Source organism: Streptomyces microflavus (genome assembly GCF_014650075.1).
GTDB classification, from domain to species: domain Bacteria; phylum Actinomycetota; class Actinomycetes; order Streptomycetales; family Streptomycetaceae; genus Streptomyces; species Streptomyces microflavus.
Genome location: NZ_BMUG01000007.1, coordinates 89,030 through 111,653, shown reverse-complemented (window position 1 = coordinate 111,653; position 22,624 = coordinate 89,030). Strand labels below are relative to the sequence as shown.

Sequence of the window (22,624 nt, the reverse complement as noted above, 5' to 3'; positions counted from 1 at the left end):
TCCGGCGGCTCCTGCGGGTCGGCAGAGGCGGAGACGGGAAAGGGCGGGCAGAGGGGGCGGTGGGGGTCAGCCGAGCAGGGTGCCGCCGCTCGCGTCGACGAACGAACCGGTGACCCAGCGGGCGTCGTCGGAGACCAGGAAGGCGATGACGTCGGCGACGTCCTCGGGTTCGCCCACCCGGTTGAAGGTGGAGAGCCCCGCCATGGCCGTGACGGCTTCCGGGATGTCGAAGACCGGGTTGCTGTTGCGGGTGATGCCGGGCGCGACGGAGTTGATGGTGATGTTGCGCGGGCCCAGCAGCTTGGCGAAGTGCAGGGCGAGCATCTCGACGGCGCCCTTGCTCATCGCGTAGGCGATCTCGTCCGGGTTGGCGAACCGGGTGAGTCCGGAGGAGATGTTCACGATCCGGCCGCCGTCGGGGATGTTCGTCAGCGCCCGCTGGATGATGAAGAAGGGCGCCTTCGCGTTCACCGCGAAGATGCGGTCGAACTGCTCGGGGGTCGTGTCCTCGGCCGCGACCCCGCCCATCACCCCGGCGTTGTTGACCAGGATGTTCAGCTCCGTGGAGCCGGTGCGCTCCTTCAGGCCCTCTTCGAGCCCGAGGAAGAGTTCGTGGACGCCGCCGGGCACCCCCAGCTCGGCCTGGACCGCGAAGGCGCGTCCGCCGTCCTTCTCGATGCGCTCCACGGTCTCGGCCGCCGCGTCCGCGCCGGTCGCGTAGTGGACGGCGACGAGCGCCCCTTCCCGTGCCAGCCGCTCGGCGGTGGCCCGGCCCATGCCCCGGCTCGCGCCGGTGACCAGCGCCGTCTTTCCGGTGAGCTTGCCCATGTTCTCTCTCCTGACGATGTGTGACCTGGTGTGTGGGGTGGTGCGTGGGGTGGCGGATGAGGTGGTGGGTGGGGCGGTGGGTGGTGCGCTGTGCCGGGTGTCCCGTACGAACCAGGTGGCGAGCGCCGCTTCGAGGCCCGCCGGCGATGTACCGGCCCAGGCGACGTATCCGTCCGGCCGGACCAGGACCGCGTCCACGCCGTCCAACAGCCCTTCCGGGCCGCCCGGATCACCCGCAGGCCGGAACACCGCCACGGCGTCCACGCTCCGGCCGAACGGTCCGGCCACCCCCGTGAGCAGCTCCCGCCGCTCCTCCTCGTCCGCCGTCACCAGCAGCACCCCGCGGGCGTCCCGCAGCAGGGCCGCCGTATGCACGGGCGAGCCCTCGGATTCGGAGCCGTACGCCGAGATCGCAACGGGCGGACGGAGGTTGAGGGTCATCGGCGGCAGCCGCCACCCCGCCGACCCGTGCGGGCCACCGCCCGGCCGGCCCGCGTCCGTCAGCGCCCCGCCGTAGCGGATGTCCAGGCCGCTGACCATCCCGGCCAGCCGGGCCCGTACCGCCTCGTACGGGAGCAGCTCGCCGATCACCGCGCGCAGGCCCGTGACCTCCGGTCCGCCGAGCAGCAGCCGGGCCTGGGCGCGGATGTTGGAGAGGACCTGGCGGCCCACCTCGTGCCGCTCCTCGTGGTACGAGTCCAGGAGGCGGGCCGGGGCCCGGCCGCGGGCCGCCGCCGCCAGTTTCCAGCCCAGGTTGACCGCGTCCTGGAGGCCCAGGTTGAGGGCCTGGCCACCGATCGGCATCTGGGCGTGGGCCGCGTCCCCGGCGAGGAGGACCCGGCCGTGGCGGTAGCGCTCGGCCTGCCGGGAGACATCGCCGAACGCGTTGACCCACAAGGGAGTTCCGGCCGACAGGTCCTCGCCGGTGACGTTGTGCCAGGCGTCCACGATGTCGGCGAAGGACGCCTCGGCGGCGCGGGGCGTACGGCCGAACTCGTGGACCATCACCCGGGTGACGCCGTCCGGCCTACGGGCCGCGATGGCCAGCCCGCGAGGCAGCCGTTCGAAGCGGCGGCCGCGGATGTCGATGCCGGCGATGTCGGCCCGGATCAGCTCCCGTTCGGCGTCGTTCCCGGGGAACGCGATGGCGGTGAGCCGACGCACGGTGGACTCCTCGCCGTCGCACCCGACGACGTACGGAGCCGTGATCCGTACCGGCGCACCACCCTCCGGCCCCGCCGCCTCGACCGTGACCCGGTCCGGGTGCTGCTCCAGGCCGGTGACCCGGTGGCCGCGCCGCACCTCGGCGCCGAGCCGGACGGCCCAGGCGCCGAGGACCTCTTCGGTACGGGTCTGCGGGACCTTCCACTGCCCCGGGTACGGCCCCGGCAGCCGCAGGTCCAGCGGGAGGCCGCCGAAGTGGCCCATGGGCTCGTCCGGCGGGGTTCCGATCCCGTCCAGCAGCCCGCGCTGGTCGAGGATCTCCATGGTGCGGGCGTGCAGGGTGGAGGCGCGGGACTCGGTCGTCGGGGCGCCGAGCCGGTCCAGCACGATCACGTCGGCGCCGCCGAGCCGCAGCTCCCCGGCGAGCATCAGCCCGACGGGGCCCGCACCCACGACGACGACGTCCGTGTCCCTGGCTTCCGTGCCCCGGGCTTCCGAGTCCCTGGCTTCCGAGTCCCTGGCTTCCGTGTCCGTGACGGGGGCCCGCACGGCGTCAGCGCCGCGCTTCGGCGTAGTCCTTGGCGTGGCCGAGGGTGGCGCGGCTGTTGGTGCTGAGCGCCGCCTTCACGTACTCCCGCGCCTGCGCGACGTCCGCCTCAGGACCGAGGATCTTCTCGATGTTCTCGGCCCGGATGACCACGGTGTGCTGGGAGGTGGCGGCGACCCCGGTACCGGTCTCCCGGAAGGTCCAGACACCGGTGTGCAGGTTCATCAGGGCGGGCAGGGTGGTCTGTTTGTACGCGATCTTCTCGCCGTTCAGGCAGACCCGGTACGACTTCGTCGTGTGCACGGAGCCGTCCTTGGCGCGGGTGTCCATCTCCAGGGTCTGGAGCCCGGGGCTGTCCTCGGTGAGCCGGACGACCGCCACGTGCGGCAGCCGCTCCGACCAGAGCCCGGCCTCGTTGATGAAGTCGTAGGCGTCCTTGGCGGAGCCGGCGATCTCGACGGTGTCCTCGAACGCGAAGGTCAACTCCTCCGAGGCCGTGGCCAGTTCGACGTTGGTCTTCAGGGCGGCCAGCTCGGAGCGCGAGTTGCGGTCGACGGCCTCCTCGATCCAGGCGAGCCCGGCCGGGTCGTCGTCCACGGCGGTGTAGTCGTGCTGGAGCCGGATCCGCGACTCGGTGGCGGAGAGCGGCTCGATGATCCAGGTGCCGCCCATCGTGGCGACGGGCGGGGTCGAGACCTGCTGGCGGAAGGTGATGCGCATCGCCTCGCGGTCCAGGAAGCGGCGCGAAGTCCAGTTCTTGGCCTCGCCGTTGGCCGTGGCCCAGATCCGGATGAGCTCCTCGCCCTCGGAGCGCTCGATGTGGTCGACGTAGATGGTCGGCGGGAAGATCCGCGGCCAGTTCTCGACCTCGGCGATCAGCCGGTACACCTCCGCGGCCGGGGCGGAGACCGTGATCTCGTGCTCCACCTCGCGCGGTCGGGAGTCGGTCATGCTCTTCATCTCCTCGGGGGTCGTGGACTCAGGTCGTCTTCCAAGTGGAGGGCGCGGCTCAGAAGTTGCCGAGGCCGCCGCAGACGTTGAGTGCCTGCGCGGTGATGGAGGCCGCCGTGTCGGAGGCGAGGTAGCCCACCAGGCCCGCCACCTCCTCGGGCGTGGAGTAGCGGCCGAGCGGGATCTTCGCGGTGAACTTCTGCATGATCGCGTCCTCGGACGTGTCGTACGCGGCCGCGTAGCCGGCCCGTACGCGCTGCGCCATCGGCGTCTCGACGTACCCGGGGCAGACCGCGTTCACGGTGATGCCGGTGGGCGCGAGCTCGTTGCCGAGCGCCTTGGTGAAGCCGACGACCCCGTGCTTGGAGGCTGAGTAGGGGGCGCCGAGCACCACACCCTGCTTGCCGGCCGTGGAGGCGATGTTGATGATCCGGCCGCGGTCCTTGTGGCGCATGCCGCCGGTGTTCAGGGCGGCCCGGGTCAGCCGGAAGACGCTGGTGAGGTTGGTCTCCATGACGTCGTTCCACAGCTCGTCGTCGAGGTCGGCGGTGACCCCGCCGCCGCTGCGGCCCGCGTTGTTGACGAGGACGTCGACCGTGCCGAACCGTTCCACCGCCGTACGTACGAAGGTGTCCACGGAGTCCGGGGAGCGCACGTCGAGCACCGTGCCGTCGGCCTCCAGGCCCTCCTCGCGCAGGGACTTGACGGTGGCGGCGACGTTCTCGGCGTCACGGGCGCCGATGAAGACGCGGTGCCCCTGGGTGGCCAGCAGCCGGGCCACCGCCAGGCCGATGCCGCTGGTGGCGCCGGAGATGAGGGCGACGGGTCGGGCGTTTCCGGGCATGACTGCTCCTTCGGAGATGCGAGGGGTACGGGGGTGGGTTCAGGAAGTACGGGTGCGGGCGCCGCGGAAGGTTCAAGGGGCCGGTCAGCGGGCCGGCCAAGGAGCCGGTCAGGCGGGCCGGTCAGGCAAACCGGCCAGGGAGCCGGTCAGGCGGGCCGGTCAGGCGGGCCGGTCAGGCGGGCCGGTCAGGCCGGGGCCGTCTGCCCCAGGTGCTCGTTCACGACCTCGACCATGCGGCGCGGCGTCCGCACGTCACTGACCACCGAGTCGTCCAGCGTGATGCCGTACTCGCGCTCGATCCGGCCGCACGTCTCCAGGATCGCCAGGGACTCGTACCCCAGCTCCTCGAAGTCCGCGTCGAGGATGTCGCCGTCGAAGTCGACGCTCTCGTCGGCGCCGGCCCCCTCGCGCAGGATGCGCTTGAGGCTCTCCAGGGTGAAGGTCTGGTTGTTGTCCATGTCTGCTTCCGCTTTCTCTCTCAGCTGCTGGGACGGGAATTCAGAGCGCGCTCGCGACGGCCGCCGAGTTGAACCCGCCGTGCCCCCGGGCGAGCACCAGGGCGTTGCGGACCGGGAGCACCCGGGGCTGCCCGGTGATCAGGTCGAGCTGGTGGGCGGGGTCCGGTTCGACGTTGACGGTGGCCGGGACGAGCCCCTCCCGCATGGCGAGGAAGGCGGTCGCCACATCGAGGGGCGCGGCCCCCGAGTAGAGGCGCCCGGTCATCGTCTTCGGCGCGGTGACCGGCACCCCGCGCGGCCCGAAGACGGCGTTCAGCGCCTCGGCCTCCGCCCGGTCGAGCTCCGGGACGGCCGCCGCGTCGGCGAACACCACGTCGATGTCGGCCGCATCCAACCCCGCGTCGGTCAGGGCCAGTTCGATGGCCTTGCGGAGCCCCGGCGGGCGGCCGGAGCCGGGGGCCGGGTCGAAGGTGGAGCCGTACCCGGCGATGTGCCCGTAGACCGTGGCACCGCGCTCCCGGGCCGCCGCCTCGTCCTCCATGATCAGGATGGCGCCGCCCTCGCCGGGGACGTGCCCGGCGGCAGCCGCGTCGAAGGGGACGTACGCGGAGTCCGGGTCGTCCCCGGTGGCCAGCCGGCCGCCCGCGAGCTGGGCGACCCAGCCCCAGGGGCAGATCGAGGCGTCCACCGAACCGGAGACGACCAGGCTGGTCCCCTTACGGATCTGGCGCCGGGCCTGGGCCAGTGCGTCGAGGCCGCCCGCCTGGTCCGATACGACGACCCCGCTGGGGCCCTTCATGCCGTTGCGGATCGAGATCTGGCCGCTGTTGACCGCGTAGAACCAGGCGAAGGACTGGTACGCGGAGACGTACTGGCTGCCTTCGGCCCACAGCTTCTGCAGCTCGCCCTGGCCGAACTCGAAGCCCCCGGAGGAGCTGGCGGTGACCACGCCCATGGAGTACGCGGGCAGGTCGGCCGGGACGACCCCGGCGTCCGCGAGCGCCCAGTCGGTGGCGACGAGGGCCAGCCGCGTCATGTGGTCGGTCTGGGCCATCAGCCGGCTCGGCAGATGCTCGGACGCGGTGAACCCCGGCACCTCCCCGGCCAGCCGCGCCGGATACTGCGAGGGGTCGAAGCGGGTGATGCGGCCGATGCCGCTCTTGCCGACCCGGACCGCGTCCCAATAGGCCTCGGTGTCAAGGCCGTTGGGGGCGGTGATGCCGAGCCCCGTCACCACCGCACGCGGGGTGCCCGTACGCGTGACCGTACTCATGACTCACTCCTGTCCGGCCGGGCCAGCACCATGGCGCTCTGGAAGCCGCCGAAGCCGCTGCCGACGGTCAGGACCGTGTCCGTACGGTGCTCACGCGCCGTCAACGGCACGTAGTCCAGATCGCATTCGGGGTCCGGGGTGTGCAGGTTCGCCGTGGGGGGCACCACGTGGTGCTCCATGGCGAGGACGGACGCGGCGATCTCGATCGACCCGATCGCGCCCAGCGAGTGCCCGACCATCGACTTGATGGACGAGACCGGGGTCCGGTACGCGTGGTCGCCGAGGCTCTTCTTCAGCGCGGCCGTCTCGTGGCGGTCGTTCTGCTTGGTGCCGGAGCCGTGCGCGTTGACGTAGTCGATGGACTCGGCGTTCAGCCGGGCCTCGGCCAGCGCCACGGTGATCGCCTCGGCCATCTCCGCCCCGTCGGCGCGCAGCCCCGTCATGTGGAAGGCGTTGCAGCGCGAGGCGTACCCGGCGATCTCGGCGTAGATGTGCGCCCCGCGCCGCCGCGCGCTCTCCAGCTCCTCCAGGACGAAGACCGCCGACCCCTCCCCCAGCACGAACCCGTTACGGGTCCCGTCGAACGGCCGGGACGCGTGCTCGGCGTCGTCGTTGCGGGGGGTCGTCGCCTTGATGGCGTCGAAGCAGGCCAGGGTGATCGGGGAGATCGGCGCGTCCGTCGCCCCGGCCACCATCACGTCGGCGGAGCCCTCACGGATCAGCTCCACCGCCTGCCCCACCGCGTCGATGCCCGAGGTGCAGCCGGTCGAGACGACCGTCGCGGCACCCTCGGCCCCGACCGCCCAGGCGACCTCGGCGGCGAAGGAGCTCGGCACCAGGTAGTTGTAGAGGTGCGGGACCGCGTAGGTGTGGTCCACGTGGCTGAGCCGGCCGCCGTCGCTGACCACCCGGTACTCCTCGTCCAGGCCCATCGTCGCGCCGACCGCGCTGCCGATGGTGACGCCCGTGCGGTAAGGGTCCAGCGCGGTCAGGTCCAGGCCGCTGTCGGCGACCGCCTCCCGCGTGGTGACGACCGCCAGCTGCGCGGCCCGGTCCATCCGGCGGATCTCCTGCGGGCTCAGCCCGTGCGCCTCCGGGTCGAAGTCGATCTCGGCGGCGACCCGGGAGCGGAACGCGGAGGGGTCGAAGAAGGTGATGCCGCGGGTCGCGGTGCGCCCCTCGCTCAGCAGGCTCCAGAAGCTCTTGGCCCCGATGCCGTCGGGGGCGGTGACGCCGACCCCCGTGATGACCACCCGCCGGGGACCGGTGATGACCTCGCGCCGGGCGTTCACCCTCGTCCCTCCCAGTCGTAGAAGCGGGTGGCGAGGGCGTCGGCCGGGGACCGCCAGGTCGCCGGGTCGTACGCCTCGATGAACGGCTTGAGGTCGTCGCTGATCCGCTGGAAGCGCGGGTCGGTCTTCGCCGCCTCGATCAGCTCGCCGCCGTTCTCGGCGTCGAAGTCCTGGAGGTGGAAGTAGAGGTCGCGGTAGGAGAAGAGCTGGCGGCGGCGGGTGCCCATCAGGTGCGGCATCTCGGTGCCGTCGAAGTCGCGGAAGAGCCGGGCGACCTCCTGGCTGGAGCCGGGGTTCATCCGGGCCACGATCAACGTGCTGTGCATGGGGTCTCCGTAAGGTGTCGGGCGGCCTCGAACGGGCCGTACAAGGGCCGAGCGCGGGCCTTGCACGGGCCTCGGAAAGGCCGCGGAAGGTACGTTCAGCGCGCCGGGCCGAACCAGCGGTCCAGCGCCATCGGCAGATCGGCGAAGCTGCCCGGCGCCGCCCACGCCACATGGCCGTCGGGGCGCAGCAGCAGGGCGCTGGTGTCCCCGAGGCAGCCGGCGGTGGGGCCGGGCACGGTGGCGGTGATGAGGTCGACGCGGTCCACCCAGGGGGCGGCCCGGCGGCGCAGCTCGGCGTTGTCGGCCAGGTCCAGCAGCACGCCCCGGCCGCGGCGCAGGGCCTCGGTGCTCGACGCCGGCTGACCGGGCCCTTCGAGGGGGACGTGCGGCAGCCGCAGGCCGAGCAACGGGTGCGCGCCGCCGTCGAGTTCGTAATGGATGTCGAGGCCGCCGACCATGGCCGCGAAGTGCTTGCTGACCTCGGGGTAGCGGATGAGTTCGTGCAGGACGTCACGCAGGGGCTGCACTTCCGCGCCGCTGAGGAACAGCAGCCCCTGGGCCTGGGTGTTCATCAGCAGCCGCTTGCCGACGGGGTGACGCTCGGCGTGGTAGGTGTCCAGCAGCGTCTCCGGGGCGCGGCCCCGGACGACCGCCGCCAGCTTCCAGCCTAGGTTCACGGAGTCCTGGATGCTGGTGTTCATGCCCTGCCCGCCGGCGGGCAGGTGGATGTGGGCGGAGTCGCCGGAGAGGAAGATCCGGCCGCGCCGGTACTCGGTGGCGTGCCGGGTCGCGTCCCCGAACGAGGAGACCCAGACCGGCTCGGCGTGCGAGATGTCGTCGCCGGTGAGCCGCTGCCAGGCGTCCGCGACCTCCTTCCAGCTCGGCGGCGTCTCGCGGCGCTGCGGCGGGGTGCCGCGCTCGCAGACGATCAGCCGGGTCGTGCCGCCGGGCAGCGGGCCGACCATCACCATGCCGCCGGCCAGGGTCTCGCCGATCATGCGCGGGGCGAGGGTGATGCCCTTGACGTCGGCGAGGAACATCTCCATGGTCGCGGCGGTGCCGGGGAAGTCGAACCCGGCGGCCTTGCGTACGGTGGAGCGGCCGCCGTCGCAGCCGACCAGGTAGTCGGCGCGCAGGGTGTGGACGCCCTCGGGGCCCCGCACCTCGACCTCGACGCAGTCCTCCTTGTCGGTGACGGAGAGGAGTTCGTGGCTGCGCCGGATGTCGGCGCCGAGCTGGGTCGCCCACTCCTCCAGCACGGTCTCGGTGGCGGACTGCGGGATGGTCTTGGCCGCCTGGTGGGCGCCCCTGAGGACCCCGAAGTCGACGGGCAGGCCGCCGAAGTGGCCCACGTTGCTGATCTCGATGTCCCCGAAGCGGGAGAGCAGGCCGCGCTGGTCGAAGATCTCCATGGTCCGGGCGGTGAAGCCCAGACCGCGGGATTCTCCGGTGCGTGCCGCCAGCTTCTCCAGCACGATGACATCGGCGCCCGCGAGGCGCAGTTCACCGGCCAGCATCATGCCGGCCGGGCCCGCGCCCGCGACGATCACTTGTGCGTCCATCGGTCCTCCTCGTGACATCCCGCCGAGGGCGGGGGGACGGGTCCTGTGGTGCGCGTGAAGAGAGGTGTCCGCCTCACCTGCGGAAACGGGCCAGCCCCTGGTTCGCCGCATGGGCGGCCGCCGCGAGGCGGGGGTCGGGGGCGAGTGCCTGGTGGCGTACGGCGACCTCGGCGAGCTTGATGGCGTGCTCGTCGCCGATGGCGACGGCGGTGGCGAAGACCTCGCCGAGGTCCGGGACGCCGCTGAGCCCAACCGGGAGCGTGGTCACCGGAGTTGTGGAGAACCAGTCGAGCATCGAGGCGCTGACGTCCCGGGCCACCAGGTACGAGGGGCGGCGCTGGGCGGCCGGCAGATGCTCGACGACCAGGCGGACGGCGGCCGGGCCGGTGATGGAGTGGATCAGCGGCACGGGGTGGCGCTGGGGTGCGGAGGCGTAGATACCGGCGTACTCGGCCACCAGCCCGTCGAGCGCGGCGGCCGCACTGTCGGCGTCGGCCGTACGCGGATCCTGCTCGCCGTCGCCCGCACGCGGATCCCCGCCGCCTCCCGTACGCGGACCCTGCTCGCCGCTCCCCGTACGCGTGTCCCCGCCGCCGTCTCCCGTACGCGGGTACTCGTCGCCCTCGCCCGTGCCCGGGTACTCGTCGCCCGGCCGGATGCCGTGCGTATGGCTCGCGTACCGCGCGGCCCAATAGCCGAGGCCCTGCGCCAACTCCCAGCGGTACGCCAGGTTTTCCTCCCCGGCCCGGGAGATGGCCCGGACCGCGTGGGCGGTCCGGATCACCCCGTGGGTGAGGACGCCCGACATCCCGGGGAGCAGCCGCGGCCACCACCGGGCGAGCACTTCCGGCCAGGGGGCCTGGGCCAGTTCGCGTTCGAAGAGGGCGGTCCAGTCGGCCACCCGGCTGAAGTCGCCGAGCGCGGACCGCCAGTCGTCCGGGTCCGCCGGGTCGATCGCCCACCGGGCGTCGGGGACCTCGTGGTAGGTGTGGGTGCGGAGGTTCCGGTCGACCCAGCGGGGTACGTCGTCGGCGTACCCCATGTACGCCAGCGCCTCGGCCGCCATCGGCGCGTGGTTGACGAACCGGGGCCCGTGCTCGAACCCGACTCCGCGCAGCCGCTCCAGGGCTCCGCCCACGGCATCGGTGTAGGTCAGTGGGGACATGGGGTGCGCCCTCAGTCCTTGATGTCGCAGATGGCGGCGCCCGTGGACACGGTGGCCCCGGTGGCGGGCAGCCCGCTGACGGTGCCGGAGCGGTGGGCGGTGAGGGGCTGTTCCATCTTCATGGCCTCCAGGACGACGATCAGCTCGCCCTCCTCGACCTTCTGGCCCTCCTCCACGGCCACCTTGACGACGGTGCCCTGCATCGGGGAGGCGAGGGTGTCGCCGGAGGCCGCCGCCGTACGGGTTCCGCCGCCGCGCGGCCGGGACCTGACGGGTCCGGCCGGTGCGGGGGCGGTCCGGGCGAGGGCGAGGAAGGACGGCAGGACCACTTCGAGGCGCTGGCCGCCGACTTCGACGACGATCCGTTCACGGATGGACTCCGTGTCGGCCGCTTCGGCCGGTGTGCCGAACGGCTCGATGGTGTTGGTGAACTCGGTCTCGATCCAGCGGGTGTGGATGGTGAAGGGGTCGGCGGTGAAGGCGGGGTCGGTGACGACGGCGCGGTGGAAGGGGATGGCGGTGGCCATGCCCTCGACCTGGAACTCGGCGAGCGCGCGGGCGGCGCGCTGGAGTGCCTGTTCACGCGTGGCGCCGGTGACGATGAGTTTGGCGAGGAGGGAGTCCCAGGCGGGGCCGATCACGGACCCGGTCTCGACGCCGGCGTCCAGGCGGACACCCGGGCCGGCCGGCGGGGCGAATGTCGTCACGGTGCCCGGGGCGGGCAGGAACCCGCGGCCGGGGTCCTCGCCGTTGATGCGGAACTCGAAGGAGTGCCCGCGCACGGCCGGGTCGCCGTAGCCGAGCTCCTCACCGTCCGCGATGCGGAACATCTCCCGTACGAGGTCGATACCGGTGACCTCTTCGGTGACGGGGTGCTCGACCTGGAGGCGGGTGTTGACCTCCAGGAACGAGATCGTCCCGTCGGCCCCGACGAGGAACTCCACCGTGCCCGCGCCGACGTATCCGGCTTCCTTCAGGATCGCCTTGGACGCCGCGTACAGCTCCTCGTTCTGCGCCGGGCTCAGGAAGGGGGCCGGGGCCTCCTCCACCAGCTTCTGGTGCCGGCGCTGGAGCGAGCAGTCACGGGTCGAGACGACCACGACGTTGCCGTGGGTGTCGGCCAGGCACTGGGTCTCCACGTGGCGGGGCTTGTCGAGGTAGCGCTCGACGAAGCACTCGCCCCGCCCGAACGCGGCCACGGCCTCACGGACGGCGGAGTCGTACAGCTCCGGGATCTCCTCCAGCGTCCGGGCCACCTTCAGCCCCCGCCCGCCACCACCGAACGCCGCCTTGATCGCGATCGGCAGCCCGTTCTGCTGGGCGAACGCCACGACCTCCGCCGACCCGGCGACCGGGTCCGGCGTACCGGCCACCAGCGGGGCCCCCGCACGCTGCGCGATATGACGGGCCGCGACCTTGTCCCCCAGGTCCCGGATCGCCTGCGGCGGCGGCCCGATCCACGTCAGCCCCGCGTCCAGGACCGCCTGGGCGAACTCGGCGTTCTCCGACAGGAACCCGTACCCCGGGTGAATCGCGTCCGCCCCGGAATCCTCGGCGGCCTGCAGCACCTTGGCCATGTCCAGATAACTGTCGGCCGGGGTGTCACCGCCCAGCGCGAACGCCTCGTCGGCCGCCCGGACATGCAACGCGTCCCGGTCCGGATCGGCGTAGACCGCCACGCTCGCGATCCCCCCATCCCGGCACGCCCGAGCAACGCGGACAGCGATTTCGCCACGGTTGGCGATGAGCACCTTGCGCATGTCAGCCGGCCCGGGCCGGGCTCGCCGCCGGGCCCTTCGGTGCCGGGTCCTGCGCTCCGACGGCCTGGCCGAAGCGGCCGCCCGTGGACTCCAGGGGCCCCAGGGTCCCGTCGAAGAAGATCAGCGGTTCCTGCTCGCTGCCCGGCGCGGCCAGCTCCAGCACCTCGCCGACCACGATGTCGTGGTCCCCGCCGGAGTGCACGGCCACCGTGGAGCAGGTCAGATACGCCAGGGCCTCGCTGAGGACCGGCGGGCCGTCGGGGGCGAAGTGGTGCGGGACGCCGTGGAACCCCTCCGGGCGGCGGGCGGCGAAGGCGCGGGCCAGCTCCTGCTGGCCGCCCGCGAGGAAGTTGACGGCGAACGTCCCGTGCCGGCCGATCACGGCGTGCATCCGCGATTCCTTGTGCAGGCAGAAAAGGACCAGGGACGGGTCGAGGGAGACCGAGGTGAAGGAATTCACCGTCGTTCCTTCGGCTTCGCCTTCGGTTCCGGCGGTGATGACCGTCACCCCGGTCGCGAAAAGGCCGCAGATCCGGCGGAATTCCTTCGGTGCTATCGGCTGTTTCACCTGGCTGTGGGTCAGTGAGCGCGCTGCGGACATGGGCAATCCCTTTCCTGATCGGCTGCTGGTCTCGGAGCGTGCGTGCGTGCGCGCGTGCGAGCGATCGTTCCTAGAGCAGCTTTCGCACCTTGGAACCGGCCTTGACGATGCCGAGGAGGAATTCCCGTCCGACGCTGTTCATCTCCGGGGGCGCCTGGACCGACGCCCAGTAGAGGAAACGGGCCATGGTGGCGACCGACGGATAGATGAACCGCTTGTTCTCGTCCTTCCAGCCGAAGACGGGATTGACGATGGGCGATTCGTCGATGAGCTTGAAGATGATGTCCGCGGCCTCGTCCCCGGTCAGGGCGCCCGCCTCGTACTTCTCGCAGGCCTCCGCCGTCGTTTCGAGGAGGATCTTGAACTTGTCGCTCTGCGGCCACCACAGTCCGGGGTAGTCGTTCTGCTCCAGCTCCCGGAAGTGGCGCTGGTCCTTGTCCTTGAAGTGCTTCAGCCGGGCCCGGGTCAGGCGCATGGTGCCCGGGGTGATGAAGGAGCCCCACACCCGGAAGACGGCGTTCCAGAGGCGGAAGTGGGAGAAGGCGATGAACGAGCTGTTGACGATCTCGTCGTTGTACTGGAGCAGGCCCTGCTCCAGGCGTTCGACGTACTCGAAGCGCTCCGCCGAGTAGTCGCCGTCCTTGAAGGCCTCCAGCAGCCGGGAGGTGAGGGCGTCGACCACTTCGAGAGTGTTGGACAGGCCGCGGGAGAACAGCGGGTCCAGGAAGCCGGCCGCGTGCGACATCAGGCACCAGCGGTCGCCGATGGTCTGCTTCGAGGAGTACTGGAGCCGGTCCGTCGACACCCACTCGCGGACCTTGCTCGCACCGACGAACTGCCGCTTGACCGCCGGGTACTTGTCGAGGAAGAGCTCGAACTCCTGCTCGGGGGTGATGTCCTTGGGCTTGGGGTAGGTGCGCTCGTCCATGGTCAGGCCGACGCTGCACAGCGGGTTGCGCGAGTCCTTGTGGTTGTCGAACGGGATGATCCAGAACCAGCCGCGCTCGATGAGGTGGTGCATCGTGCCGGTGTGCCAGTCGGCCGGCGGCCGCAGCTCCTTGGGGTGGCCGCTGACGTCGTCGAACCGCTTCACTCCCACGTAGTGCGTGAACATGGAGCGGGAGTGGTGCTTGAAGCGGGCCGGCTGGTCACGCAGGTCGAACTTCTGGGCCAGCGGCGAGCGGAACCCGGAGGCGTCCACCACGTACTGCGCCCGGAACGACTCCGGCTCCGCGCCGGGGGCTCCGCTGCGGCCGGTGACCGTGACGCCGTCCTCGTCGATGTCGACCTCGTTCGCCCGCCAGCTCTGCTTCGCGACACAGCCGTACTTCACGGCGACGTGGAACATGAAGGAGTCGCTGTCCTGCCGGAACATGTGGCTGTTCTGGTGGAAGATCTTGGGCAGCGCCAGCTGGGTGGCCTCGCGCGGGTCGGGCTCCTGGCCCACCTCGTGCTTCATGAAGCCGAAGTGGGCCTTGGTCCCGAAGGTCGGCGCGATGTCCAGGGTGCTCTGTTTCACACTGGCCAGGCTCTTGAGTTCGGGGAGGTCGTGGCGTTCGGCGAGAATGTGGATCCATTCGACGAGCTGCGGGGTCATCGACTCACCGACCGCGAAACGCGGATGGGTGGTGGCGTCGACGAGAAGAACCCTCGCTCCGTGCTTCGCGAGAATGGCTCCGGTCACCGATCCGGCGATACCGGAACCCAGGATGATGACGTCGTACGTCGCTTCCTGGGGTATGCCGTCCGCTCCTTTGGGCCTTTCGTTCGTCTGGGCGACCACGGGCCGTCTCCTTCGTCAGGTGGGGTGCGATCCAGGTGGGGTGCGATCCGGTGCGAAAAGAGGGCGGTGCCGAAAGAGGGCACAAAAAACGGGCCCTTCCGGTGGCCTTGAATGGCCTTGGGGAGGAGCCCGTAAAAACGGCACGACTGAACCGCTGAAGAAAGCGTGACAGGAATTGTGCGGGCGGTCAACCCCCGCTGGGAAAAGGCAGGTTAAGGGCAGGCCGGCATGGGCTCAGCCACCCCCGGGAGGGCCGGGAACGGGCTCAGCCACCCCTGGGAGGTCGGGAACGGCCTCAGCCACGCCTGGGAGGGCCAGGAACGGGCCAGCCACCCCTGAGCGGCCGGACCTGGGCCCAGCGGGCCCCGAACGGCCGGGAACGGGCTCAGCCACGCCTTCCGGCCGCTTCGGCGACACCGGGGTGGGCGGGCTCCAGGAGCTGGACGAGCAGGGCCCGCAGCTCGTCCTCGCCGCCGGGGCCGAGGAGTACGGCGGTGTCCGCGGCCAGCAGGTCGACGGCCTCGGCGACCGCCTTCAGCTGGGTGTGCCCGAGCTCGGTGAGCTCCAGGGCGTGCCGGCGCCGGTCGTGCGGGTCGCGCCCGCGGTGGACCATCCCGCCGTCGACGAGCTCGTCGACGAGCTGGGAGGTCGCGGGGCCGGTGATGGCCAGCTCCTGGGCCAGCCGCTGCTGCGGACAGGGCCCGTGGGTGGCGAGGATGGACAGCGGCCCGTAGTGGCGGACCCGCAGTCCGGTCCCGGCCAGCTTCTCGTCGCCGAGCCGGCGCAGCCGGTGGTGGGCCTGCTCGACGAGGTGTTCGGTGCCCTGCACGAGGTCCTGGGTGCCCTGGGGGAGCAGCCGGGCCAGGAGGGTGTTGAGGCGGGTGACCTGCTCGGGGGTGAGGGCGGCGGTGAGCCGCGCGTCCCGCTCGGCGACGGCGCGGCGGCCCGCCTCCACGGCGGAGCGGCCCTCGTCGGTGAGGGAGAGGATGTACTGGCGGCGGTTGTCCGGGTTACGGGTGCGGAGCACCTGGCCGCGGCCCTCCAGGCGGTCGATGACGCCGACCATGATGGTCCGGTTGATGCCGAGGCGCTCGGCCAGGTCGAGCTGGGAGACCCAGTCGCCGCCGGTCAGCGCGTCCAGGACGAGGAAGTCCCGGGAGCCGTCCTCGGGGCCGTCCGCGAAGGTCGTGAACTGGGCGAACACCCGGCGCAGCAGATAGCCGATGAATCCGGTGAGCCCTTCCGGGAGTACGCCGGGCACCTCGGCCGTGGCCTCGGTCTCCGAGATGGGGCCTCGCGTCGCGTCGGGCTCGCCTCGCACGATCGTCATCTCCCCTTCGGAACCGGGTAACCGAGTATACGGCGGACGGCCCCGGCCGGACCGGGCCCGGACCGCCGGCCGCCTCCCCCCGGACGCGCCTGACCCCGCCCGAGGGAGGGAGGGGCCCGGGCGGGGCGGAGGAGAACCGGCGGCGGCCCGCTCGGGCGGGCCGCGGCCGGTCCGCTAGTGGGGCTGCGACTGGGGAGCCGTCGCCTTGATGGTGCCCAGGGTCACGATCAGGGCGACCAGGTAGATGCCGCCGCCGATGAGGAGCCCGTAGGAGTAGCCGGTGGTGAGCGCCTCGGACCGGTCGCCGGGCAGCCTGCCCTCGGTGATGACGGAGGCGGTCGCGGCGAGGATGGCGAGGCCGACCGCGCCACCGATCTGCTGGCTGGTGTTGATCAGGCCCGCCGCGATGCCGGTGTCCTCCGGGGATACCCCGCGGACGCTGATGATGGTGACGGTGACGAAGACCAGGCCGAGGCCGAACCCGCAGACCAGCTGGGCGGGGAGGAGGACGGCGAAGGCGTTCTGGCCGGGCTCCAGGAGGCTGAGCCAGACCATGCCGGCGATGCCGATGACGAGCCCGACGGCGATGACCGAGCGCTCGGGGACCTTGGCCAGCAGCTGGGGTCCGACGCCGCCGGCCGCGATGCCGATCCCGATGGCGAAGGGGAGGTAGGCGAGGCCGGTGATCATCGGCTCGTACCCCTTGACGATCTGCATGTAGAGCGTCAGGAAGTAGAAGGTGGCGAACATGCCCGCGCCGACCAGGAACATCACCGCGTTGGCTCCGGCGCGGCTCTTGTCGGCCAGGACGGCACCCGGCACCATCGGGGCCCGGCTGGAGCGCTGGATGGCGATGAAGGCGACGATCAGCACGATCGCGACGGCCAGGGCGATCAGGGTGGTGGAGTCGCCGAGGCCCTTCTCCCCCGCCCGGTTGATGCCGTAGACGAGGGAGCCGAAGCCGAAGGTGGCGGTGAGCGCTCCGGGCACGTCGACCTTGCCGCGGTCGCGCTCGCCCTCCTTGAGGACGCTGGTCCCGATGAGCACCGCGACGGCGATCGGGATGTTGATGTACATGACCCAGCGCCAGCTGAGGAACTCGGTCAGCGCCCCGCCGAGGAGCAGGCCGACGACCGAGCCGAGCCCGCCCATCGCCCCGTACACACCGAGCGCCTTGTTGCGCGCCGGGCCCGCGGGGAAGGTGGAGGCCAGCAGGGAGAGGGCGGTGGGTGCCGCGATCGCGGCGCCGACGCCCTGGAGGACACGGGCGATGAGCAGCACCTCGCCGCTGCCGGCGAGGCCGCCGAGGAGCGAGGCGAGGGTGAAGACCACGAGTCCGGTACGGAAGACCCGGCGGCGGCCGAAGAGGTCGCCGGCCCGGCCACCGGCCAGCAGCAGTCCGCCGAAGGCCAGGGCGTAGGCGGTGATGACCCAGCCGAGGTTGGCGTCGGAGAGGCCGAGCGCGCTCTGCATGCTCGGCAGGGCGACGGCCACGATGGTGTTGTCGAGGACGAGCATGAGCTGGGCGGCCGCGATGACCGCGAGCGCGAGTCCGAGCTTGTCACCGGACGGGGCCGGTGCGGCGGAGCCCGGGGGCGTGCCGGCTCCCGGTGGAGCGGCTTCGGTTCTGTCCTGCATAGACATGAACGTCTCCAGAGGTGATTCGGGGAGGTGGGTCCGGCCCCTCCCGGCCCCAGGAGCGGGACGGGCCGGCCCGGGGGACGGGGTTCAGCGTCCTGCGGCGTCCTTGACGGCATGGAGTTCTGCGGCGTCCTTGACGGCCCAGATGTCCAGGTCCTCGTAGGCGGCCCGCCACTCGGTCTCGTATGCGGCGCGCAGGGGCGGCGGGAGCTTGCCGAGGATGGTGGCGACCCGGGCGGCGTCGATGTCGTCCAGGAGCCAGGGGAGGTAGCGGTTGGCATCGCTGCCGATCCGGTTCTTCTGCTCGACGCTGAAGGCCTGCCACTCCTCCGGGCTCATGGTGAGGTCCATGAGCGCGAGCGCCTCCCGCTCCTCGTGGTCGAGGTGGGCGCGGAGGTCGGTGTGGAGCGTGTCGACCAGGCCGCCGAGGCGTTCGGCGCCCGTGTCGCGGTCGGCCAGGGCCGCGTCGATGTCCGTCAGCAGCGGGTCGATGACGGCGTGTTCGGCCTCCATCGCGTCGAGGAGCGCGATCTCGGCCTGCGCGTCCCGGCCGTCCAGCGCCTTGTACATCGCCGGCCACACGGTGAGGTCCTCGGACGTGTGGTGGGCGGTGAGGAACTTCTTGAACAGCTCCCAGCCGACCGCGGTGCTCAGCACGTGGCGCGGGTCCTCGTCCACCCGGGAGGTGATCCGTGCGATGCGCTCCAGTTCGCGGCGGAGCGCGTCGTGGATGGCGAACATCATCGTCATGTCGAGGTTCTTGAAGTCGCCCATCGTCTCTTCCCTCTCCCTGCATGGGTGCGGCGTGAGAAAAGGCTATCGTCAACCTGCCTAACTATCAAGCTGGGAACCATCAGAGATCCAAGCACTCCAGGAAGCGCACCCTAGGAAGCAGGGCCCGCTCCCCCGGCCCGGGCGCCCACGGCGTCCGGCGATCCGTCCGGCTGCCGGGAGACGTCCGGCTGCCGGGAGTCGTCCGCCGCCTCGTCGGCGGGCCTCCGCTCCACCTCCAGCTCCTCCTCCGGCATCCCCTTGCGGATCAGGTTGAGCGCGGGCGAGGTCGCCGCGGTGGTGATCAGCGCCATCAGCACGAGGATCGTGAACAGGTCCTGGCCGATCACCCCGAGGCCGAGCCCGACGTTCAGGACGATCAGCTCGGTCAGCCCGCGGCAGTTCATCAGCGCCCCGATCGACATCGCGTCCCGCCACGACTGGCCGGAGAGCCGTGCGGCCCCGGTCCCGCCGCCCCACTTCGCCAGCACGGCCACCGCCAGGACCGCCCCGGCCCAGAGCCACTGCACCGGGTCCGCCGCCAGCAGCGACACATCCGCCCGCAGACCCGTGGTGACGAAGAACAGCGGAAGCAGTACGGGAACGGCGAAGGCCCTCAGCCGCGCCGCCTGGAACTCGATGACCCGGCTGCCGCGCGGTGTGACCGCACCGAAGACGAAGGCCCCGAACAGGGCGTGCACCCCGATCAGGTCCGTGGCCAGGGCGCTCAGGCACAGGCCGCTGAAGAGCAGGACCAGCACCAGGCTGTCGGTGGACGTCCGCTCGGCGCGGGCGGTCAGCCGCGCCAGCACCGGCCGCAGGACACCGAACATGAAGAGGGCGAAGCCGATCGCGAACAGCGCGGTGGTGACCGCCTCCATCGGGGAGCCGGCCGCCGACACGGCGACCACCGCGGCCAGCAGGCACCAGGCGGTGACGTCGTCGAACGCGGCACAGGCCAGCGCCAGCACACCCACCCGCGTCCGGTACATGCCCCGGTCCGCCAGGATCCGGGCCATCACCGGGAAGGCCGTGATGCTCATGGCCACCGCGATGAACAGGACGAACGGCAGCCGGTCCACGCCCTCGGGCGCGAAGGAGTCGTACATCCCGAGGGCCAGGAGCGTGCCGAGCCCCAGCGGCAGGGCGACGCTCACCATGGAGACCAGCGCGGCGGTACCGCTCTGGGCCTTGAGCGAGCCGAGCTGGATCTCGTGCCCGACGAGGAACATGAAGATGAGCAGTCCCAGGTTGCCGAGCAGCCCCAGATAGGGGAGGGAGGACGGCGGGAAGAGCCACGCCTGCGCGCCGGGCCACAGCCACCCCAGGAAGGAGGGGCCGAGCAGCAGGCCGACGGCTATCTCGCCGACCACCGGCGGCTGGCCGGCCCCACGGACGACGCGCGCACCTACTTTGCAGAGCAGGATCACCGCGGGGATGGCGATCAGGAGATCAGGCAGAGGGTCAGTTGCAGCGGCCATGACAATCTCTTCTCCGGATGGGGTGAGGATCTATCAGGAGCCGTACGGGCGTACGGACTTGGCATCACGCAGGGCCCGCGCCCACCAGAGCAGCTGGTCGAGCAGGAGCTTGGCGGCGGCCTCGGCGCCCTCGGGCTCGGCGGGGAACCGCCCCTGGGCGTCGTAGTGTTCGAGGATCCGCGGGAAGAGCACCGCGTCCTTCATCCCGACCGCGTGGAACTCGGCGAAGATCTGCCGCAGGTGCTCCACCGCGCGCACCCCGCCCGCCAGGGACAGCCCGTAACTCACGAAGCCGACGGGCTTGGCCTCCCACTCGGCCTGGAAGCTGTCGATGAGCGTCTTGAGGGGGCCGGGAACACTGCGGTTGTACTCCGGGGCGATCAGGACGAACGCCTCGGCGGCCGCCAGCCGGGGCCGCAGGGCAGCCGCCACCGGATCCGACGCGTCGAGGCTGCCGGGCAGTTCGTGGTCCGCCACGTCGACGACGTCCAGGACCAGATCGTCCCGGACCCCGGCCACCGAGGTGAACCACCCGGCCACGTCCGGCGCCAGCCTCCCGGCGCGCACCGATGCGACCACGACCACGACCTTGACGGGCGGCACCGGGGAGTTCACCGGGGAATCCACCGGGGCCCCTCAGCCCGCCGCCGCGGACCGCGCGGCGACAGGGGTCAGGGAGAGGAACTGGGTGGCGTCGACCCGGGACAGGATCCGGCGGGTCAGCGCGGGCATCTTCGTCGAACCGTCGTCCGTGAAGACCACCGGGGCGGTCACCTTGATCCGCCGGCCCCGCGTGGTGATCTCGCAGCCGCCCTCCGCCAGGACGTTCTTGACCCAGTCGGACCCGGGCCCGTACGGCAGGGTGATGATGATGTCCTCGCCGCGGCGGAACAGCTTGACCGGGGTGGTGAAAGCGCGGCCGGACCTGCGGCCGTGGTGGTGCACCTTGCCGAAGCCGGGCATCCGGCTCAGGACGGGGCCCACGAAGTGGTTGGCGACCGCCTTGTTGAAGCGGGCCACGCGTCTGTTGATGGGCACGACTGCCTCCTCTTCTCTGCCGATACGGGGGGGGTTGTGCGGGGTCGGAGGGGAGGGCGGCTCCACCCGGAGCCGCCCTCCCCTCACCGCCGCCGGCTCAGGCCTGCTGCGGCGCGGCGGCCTTCGGGGTCAGCGGACCCGTCGGCTTGCCGCCGGACTTCAGGAAGCGCTCCAGGGTGAAGTTGTCCACGAGCCCCCAGCGCTCGGCGATCTTGTCGCCCTCGAAGCGGAACCAGATCATGGCCTGGTGCTGGACCTGGAGCCCGGTCGGCTGGATGCCGATGAAGGGGCCCGTGTGCTTGCCGTGCATCACCCAGCGGATCGCGGCCCGGTCGCCCTGCGAGATGAAGTCGAGGATCTCGTACTTGATCTCGCTGAACGCGGACTGCTGGATCCGGATCGTGTGCTTGAAGGCCTCCGGGCCCCGCATGGAGTCGTCGTGGCTGCCGTGGTTGCGGAAGTCCGAGGTCAGATAGCGGTCGGCGGCCGTGAGGTCGCCGAGGTCCAGCCCCTCGTGGAAGACCTTCTCGACGACTTCGCGCTGCTGTTCGGGCGTGAGTGTGGTGGGCATGGCGGTTCCTCCTCGGAACTCATGTGTCGGGTAGGGGTGTTGATGGGAGGCGAGGCCTCAGGGACGGGAGTCGGCGGCCTCAAGGGTCCGGGCGTCGACCTCGGTCACTCCGCCGGGCGGTGAGCCGGTGCTCCACACGATCCGGAGCCGCAGCCGCGCGAAACGCCAGCCGTCCGGCGTGCGACGCGCGACGCCGGTGAAGCGCCCGCCGATCTGGAAGTACGCGGAGGGCTGCGGCGGCAGGGGAGAGCCGAAGTGGACGTGTGAGGCGATCAGGCTCCAGCTGACTGCGGCCAGGTCGCCGTCCGGCTCGACGGAGGCGAGGGAGCCGTGGTGGTGCGTACGGTCCCAGCGCTCCATGATCTCCCGCAGGAAGCCGTCCGCCCCGGTCAGGCCCTGGTGGGAGCCGACCGGGAAGAGGAGTTCCACGTCCTCGGTGAACAGGGACGCGGCCCACACCGCGTCGAATCCGGAGCCGGAACCCGGACCGGGGCCGAGGCCCGAACCGGAACCCGAACCGGAACCGGAATCGGAGCCGGCTGCGGAGGTGGACGCGGAGCTCGCGAGCCCTTCGTCCAGCCCCGCCAGATAGCGGTCGATCAGATGGTTCAGGGCCGCGATGTCGGACAACCGCGCGACCTCGGCAGCGAGTTCACCGAGGCCGGGCCCCGGGGACCCGGTCACGGCACCCGGTGCGCGTCGGTCTCGGCGTCCGTCGAGTAGATCACCGTGTCGTCCGTGCCGTGCACGACCGCCTTGCCCTTGCCGGTGAACTTGCCGTCCCCCTCCAGCCGGGCCTCGATGTCGATCTTGATGTAGGCGGCCCGGAACCCGGTGGGGCTGATCTGGGTGACGTCGGTGTTGAAGTCCTCCCGGAGGAAGAACGCGAACGTGTCGTCATCGGTCTGCGACCACGAACCCGCGCCCGTGCTCTTCTGCGTGACGACGACGAGCGAACCGTCGTCCTGGAAGGTGACGGTGTAGTCGTCCACCTCACCGTCGTGCGTGACCGTGCCCGCCCACTGTCCGGCGGGCGTACGGGGAGAAACTGACATCGACACACTTCCTCTCTCGGCTGCGGACAAAAAAGAATCCGCGTCCGGCACAGGGCCGGACACGGATTCTGGTGAGAGCTGGGGCCGCCGCAACGCCCGATCCGGCCGATCGCGGGGCGATCATGGAATCAGCGCGTGGAGCCGCCGGAAGAAGTGTGACACTCAATCTTCTGAACCGTCAAC

At 71.4% G+C, this 22,624-nt stretch carries 21 protein-coding genes; all 21 read right to left on the bottom strand.

What is annotated here, in order from left to right:
* Window positions 1-66: 66 nt before the first annotated feature.
* A complete protein-coding gene (locus IE264_RS20915) occupies window positions 67-2,541 on the bottom strand; it encodes an SDR family oxidoreductase (RefSeq protein ID WP_078657539.1) in 2,475 nt (824 codons plus the stop codon).
* Between the two features lie 4 nt (window positions 2,542-2,545).
* On the bottom strand, window positions 2,546-3,490 hold the full coding sequence (locus IE264_RS20910) for an aromatase/cyclase (RefSeq protein WP_031124562.1): 945 nt from the start codon (window positions 3,488-3,490) through the stop codon (window positions 2,546-2,548).
* Window positions 3,491-3,548: 58 nt separating this feature from the next.
* Complete coding sequence (gene fabG / locus IE264_RS20905; protein ID WP_015610256.1) at window positions 3,549-4,334, bottom strand: 3-oxoacyl-ACP reductase FabG; 786 nt, start codon at window positions 4,332-4,334, stop codon at window positions 3,549-3,551.
* A gap of 185 nt (window positions 4,335-4,519) precedes the next feature.
* Window positions 4,520-4,792 carry an acyl carrier protein gene (locus tag IE264_RS20900; protein WP_015610255.1) on the bottom strand — a complete coding sequence of 91 codons (273 nt, stop codon included), beginning with the start codon at window positions 4,790-4,792 and terminating at the stop codon, window positions 4,520-4,522.
* A gap of 40 nt (window positions 4,793-4,832) precedes the next feature.
* Window positions 4,833-6,065, bottom strand: a complete 1,233-nt coding sequence (locus IE264_RS20895) for a ketosynthase chain-length factor (protein WP_051821916.1) — start codon at window positions 6,063-6,065, stop codon at window positions 4,833-4,835.
* Window positions 6,062-7,357: a beta-ketoacyl-[acyl-carrier-protein] synthase family protein gene (locus tag IE264_RS20890; RefSeq protein WP_015610253.1), complete on the bottom strand. Its 1,296-nt coding sequence runs from the start codon at window positions 7,355-7,357 to the stop codon at window positions 6,062-6,064. The genes IE264_RS20895 and IE264_RS20890 overlap by 4 nt, the downstream gene beginning before the upstream one ends.
* Complete coding sequence (locus IE264_RS20885; RefSeq protein ID WP_015610252.1) at window positions 7,354-7,683, bottom strand: TcmI family type II polyketide cyclase; 330 nt, start codon at window positions 7,681-7,683, stop codon at window positions 7,354-7,356. The genes IE264_RS20890 and IE264_RS20885 overlap by 4 nt, the downstream gene beginning before the upstream one ends.
* A 95-nt stretch (window positions 7,684-7,778) precedes the next feature.
* Entirely contained in the window at window positions 7,779-9,245 is a 1,467-nt protein-coding gene (locus tag IE264_RS20880; protein ID WP_032758770.1) for an FAD-dependent monooxygenase, read from the bottom strand.
* A 73-nt stretch (window positions 9,246-9,318) separates the two neighbouring features.
* On the bottom strand, window positions 9,319-10,410 hold the full coding sequence (locus IE264_RS20875; RefSeq protein ID WP_032758769.1) for a questin oxidase family protein: 1,092 nt from the start codon (window positions 10,408-10,410) through the stop codon (window positions 9,319-9,321).
* Between the two features lie 11 nt (window positions 10,411-10,421).
* A complete protein-coding gene (locus IE264_RS20870) occupies window positions 10,422-12,170 on the bottom strand; it encodes an acetyl/propionyl/methylcrotonyl-CoA carboxylase subunit alpha (protein WP_190167675.1) in 1,749 nt (582 codons plus the stop codon).
* A gap of 1 nt (window position 12,171) precedes the next feature.
* The gene (locus IE264_RS20865) at window positions 12,172-12,771 is read right to left on the bottom strand and encodes a flavin reductase family protein (RefSeq protein ID WP_015610248.1); all 600 of its coding nucleotides are present in this window, start codon (window positions 12,769-12,771) and stop codon (window positions 12,172-12,174) included.
* Window positions 12,772-12,841: 70 nt separating this feature from the next.
* On the bottom strand, window positions 12,842-14,554 hold the full coding sequence (locus tag IE264_RS20860; protein WP_015610247.1) for an NAD(P)/FAD-dependent oxidoreductase: 1,713 nt from the start codon (window positions 14,552-14,554) through the stop codon (window positions 12,842-12,844).
* A gap of 385 nt (window positions 14,555-14,939) precedes the next feature.
* On the bottom strand, window positions 14,940-15,884 hold the full coding sequence (locus tag IE264_RS20855; protein WP_015610246.1) for a MarR family winged helix-turn-helix transcriptional regulator: 945 nt from the start codon (window positions 15,882-15,884) through the stop codon (window positions 14,940-14,942).
* Window positions 15,885-16,058: 174 nt separating this feature from the next.
* The gene (locus tag IE264_RS20850; RefSeq protein WP_015610245.1) at window positions 16,059-17,528 is read right to left on the bottom strand and encodes an MFS transporter; all 1,470 of its coding nucleotides are present in this window, start codon (window positions 17,526-17,528) and stop codon (window positions 16,059-16,061) included.
* Window positions 17,529-17,612: 84 nt separating this feature from the next.
* On the bottom strand, window positions 17,613-18,299 hold the full coding sequence (locus IE264_RS20845; RefSeq protein ID WP_015610244.1) for a hemerythrin domain-containing protein: 687 nt from the start codon (window positions 18,297-18,299) through the stop codon (window positions 17,613-17,615).
* A gap of 110 nt (window positions 18,300-18,409) precedes the next feature.
* Entirely contained in the window at window positions 18,410-19,777 is a 1,368-nt protein-coding gene (locus IE264_RS20840; RefSeq protein ID WP_015610243.1) for a cation:proton antiporter, read from the bottom strand.
* A gap of 33 nt (window positions 19,778-19,810) precedes the next feature.
* Window positions 19,811-20,404 (bottom strand): NADPH-dependent FMN reductase, encoded by a 594-nt coding sequence (locus IE264_RS20835; RefSeq protein ID WP_051822011.1) that lies wholly within the window; start codon window positions 20,402-20,404, stop codon window positions 19,811-19,813.
* A 9-nt stretch (window positions 20,405-20,413) separates the two neighbouring features.
* Window positions 20,414-20,815, bottom strand: a complete 402-nt coding sequence (locus IE264_RS20830; protein ID WP_015610241.1) for a nitroreductase family deazaflavin-dependent oxidoreductase — start codon at window positions 20,813-20,815, stop codon at window positions 20,414-20,416.
* A gap of 97 nt (window positions 20,816-20,912) precedes the next feature.
* A complete protein-coding gene (locus IE264_RS20825) occupies window positions 20,913-21,386 on the bottom strand; it encodes an ester cyclase (protein ID WP_015610240.1) in 474 nt (157 codons plus the stop codon).
* Between the two features lie 57 nt (window positions 21,387-21,443).
* The gene (locus tag IE264_RS20820) at window positions 21,444-22,070 is read right to left on the bottom strand and encodes a nuclear transport factor 2 family protein (RefSeq protein WP_032759756.1); all 627 of its coding nucleotides are present in this window, start codon (window positions 22,068-22,070) and stop codon (window positions 21,444-21,446) included.
* On the bottom strand, window positions 22,067-22,441 hold the full coding sequence (locus IE264_RS20815; RefSeq protein WP_015610238.1) for a hypothetical protein: 375 nt from the start codon (window positions 22,439-22,441) through the stop codon (window positions 22,067-22,069). Before IE264_RS20815 ends, IE264_RS20820 begins: the two co-directional genes overlap by 4 nt.
* Window positions 22,442-22,624: the final 183 nt, after the last annotated feature.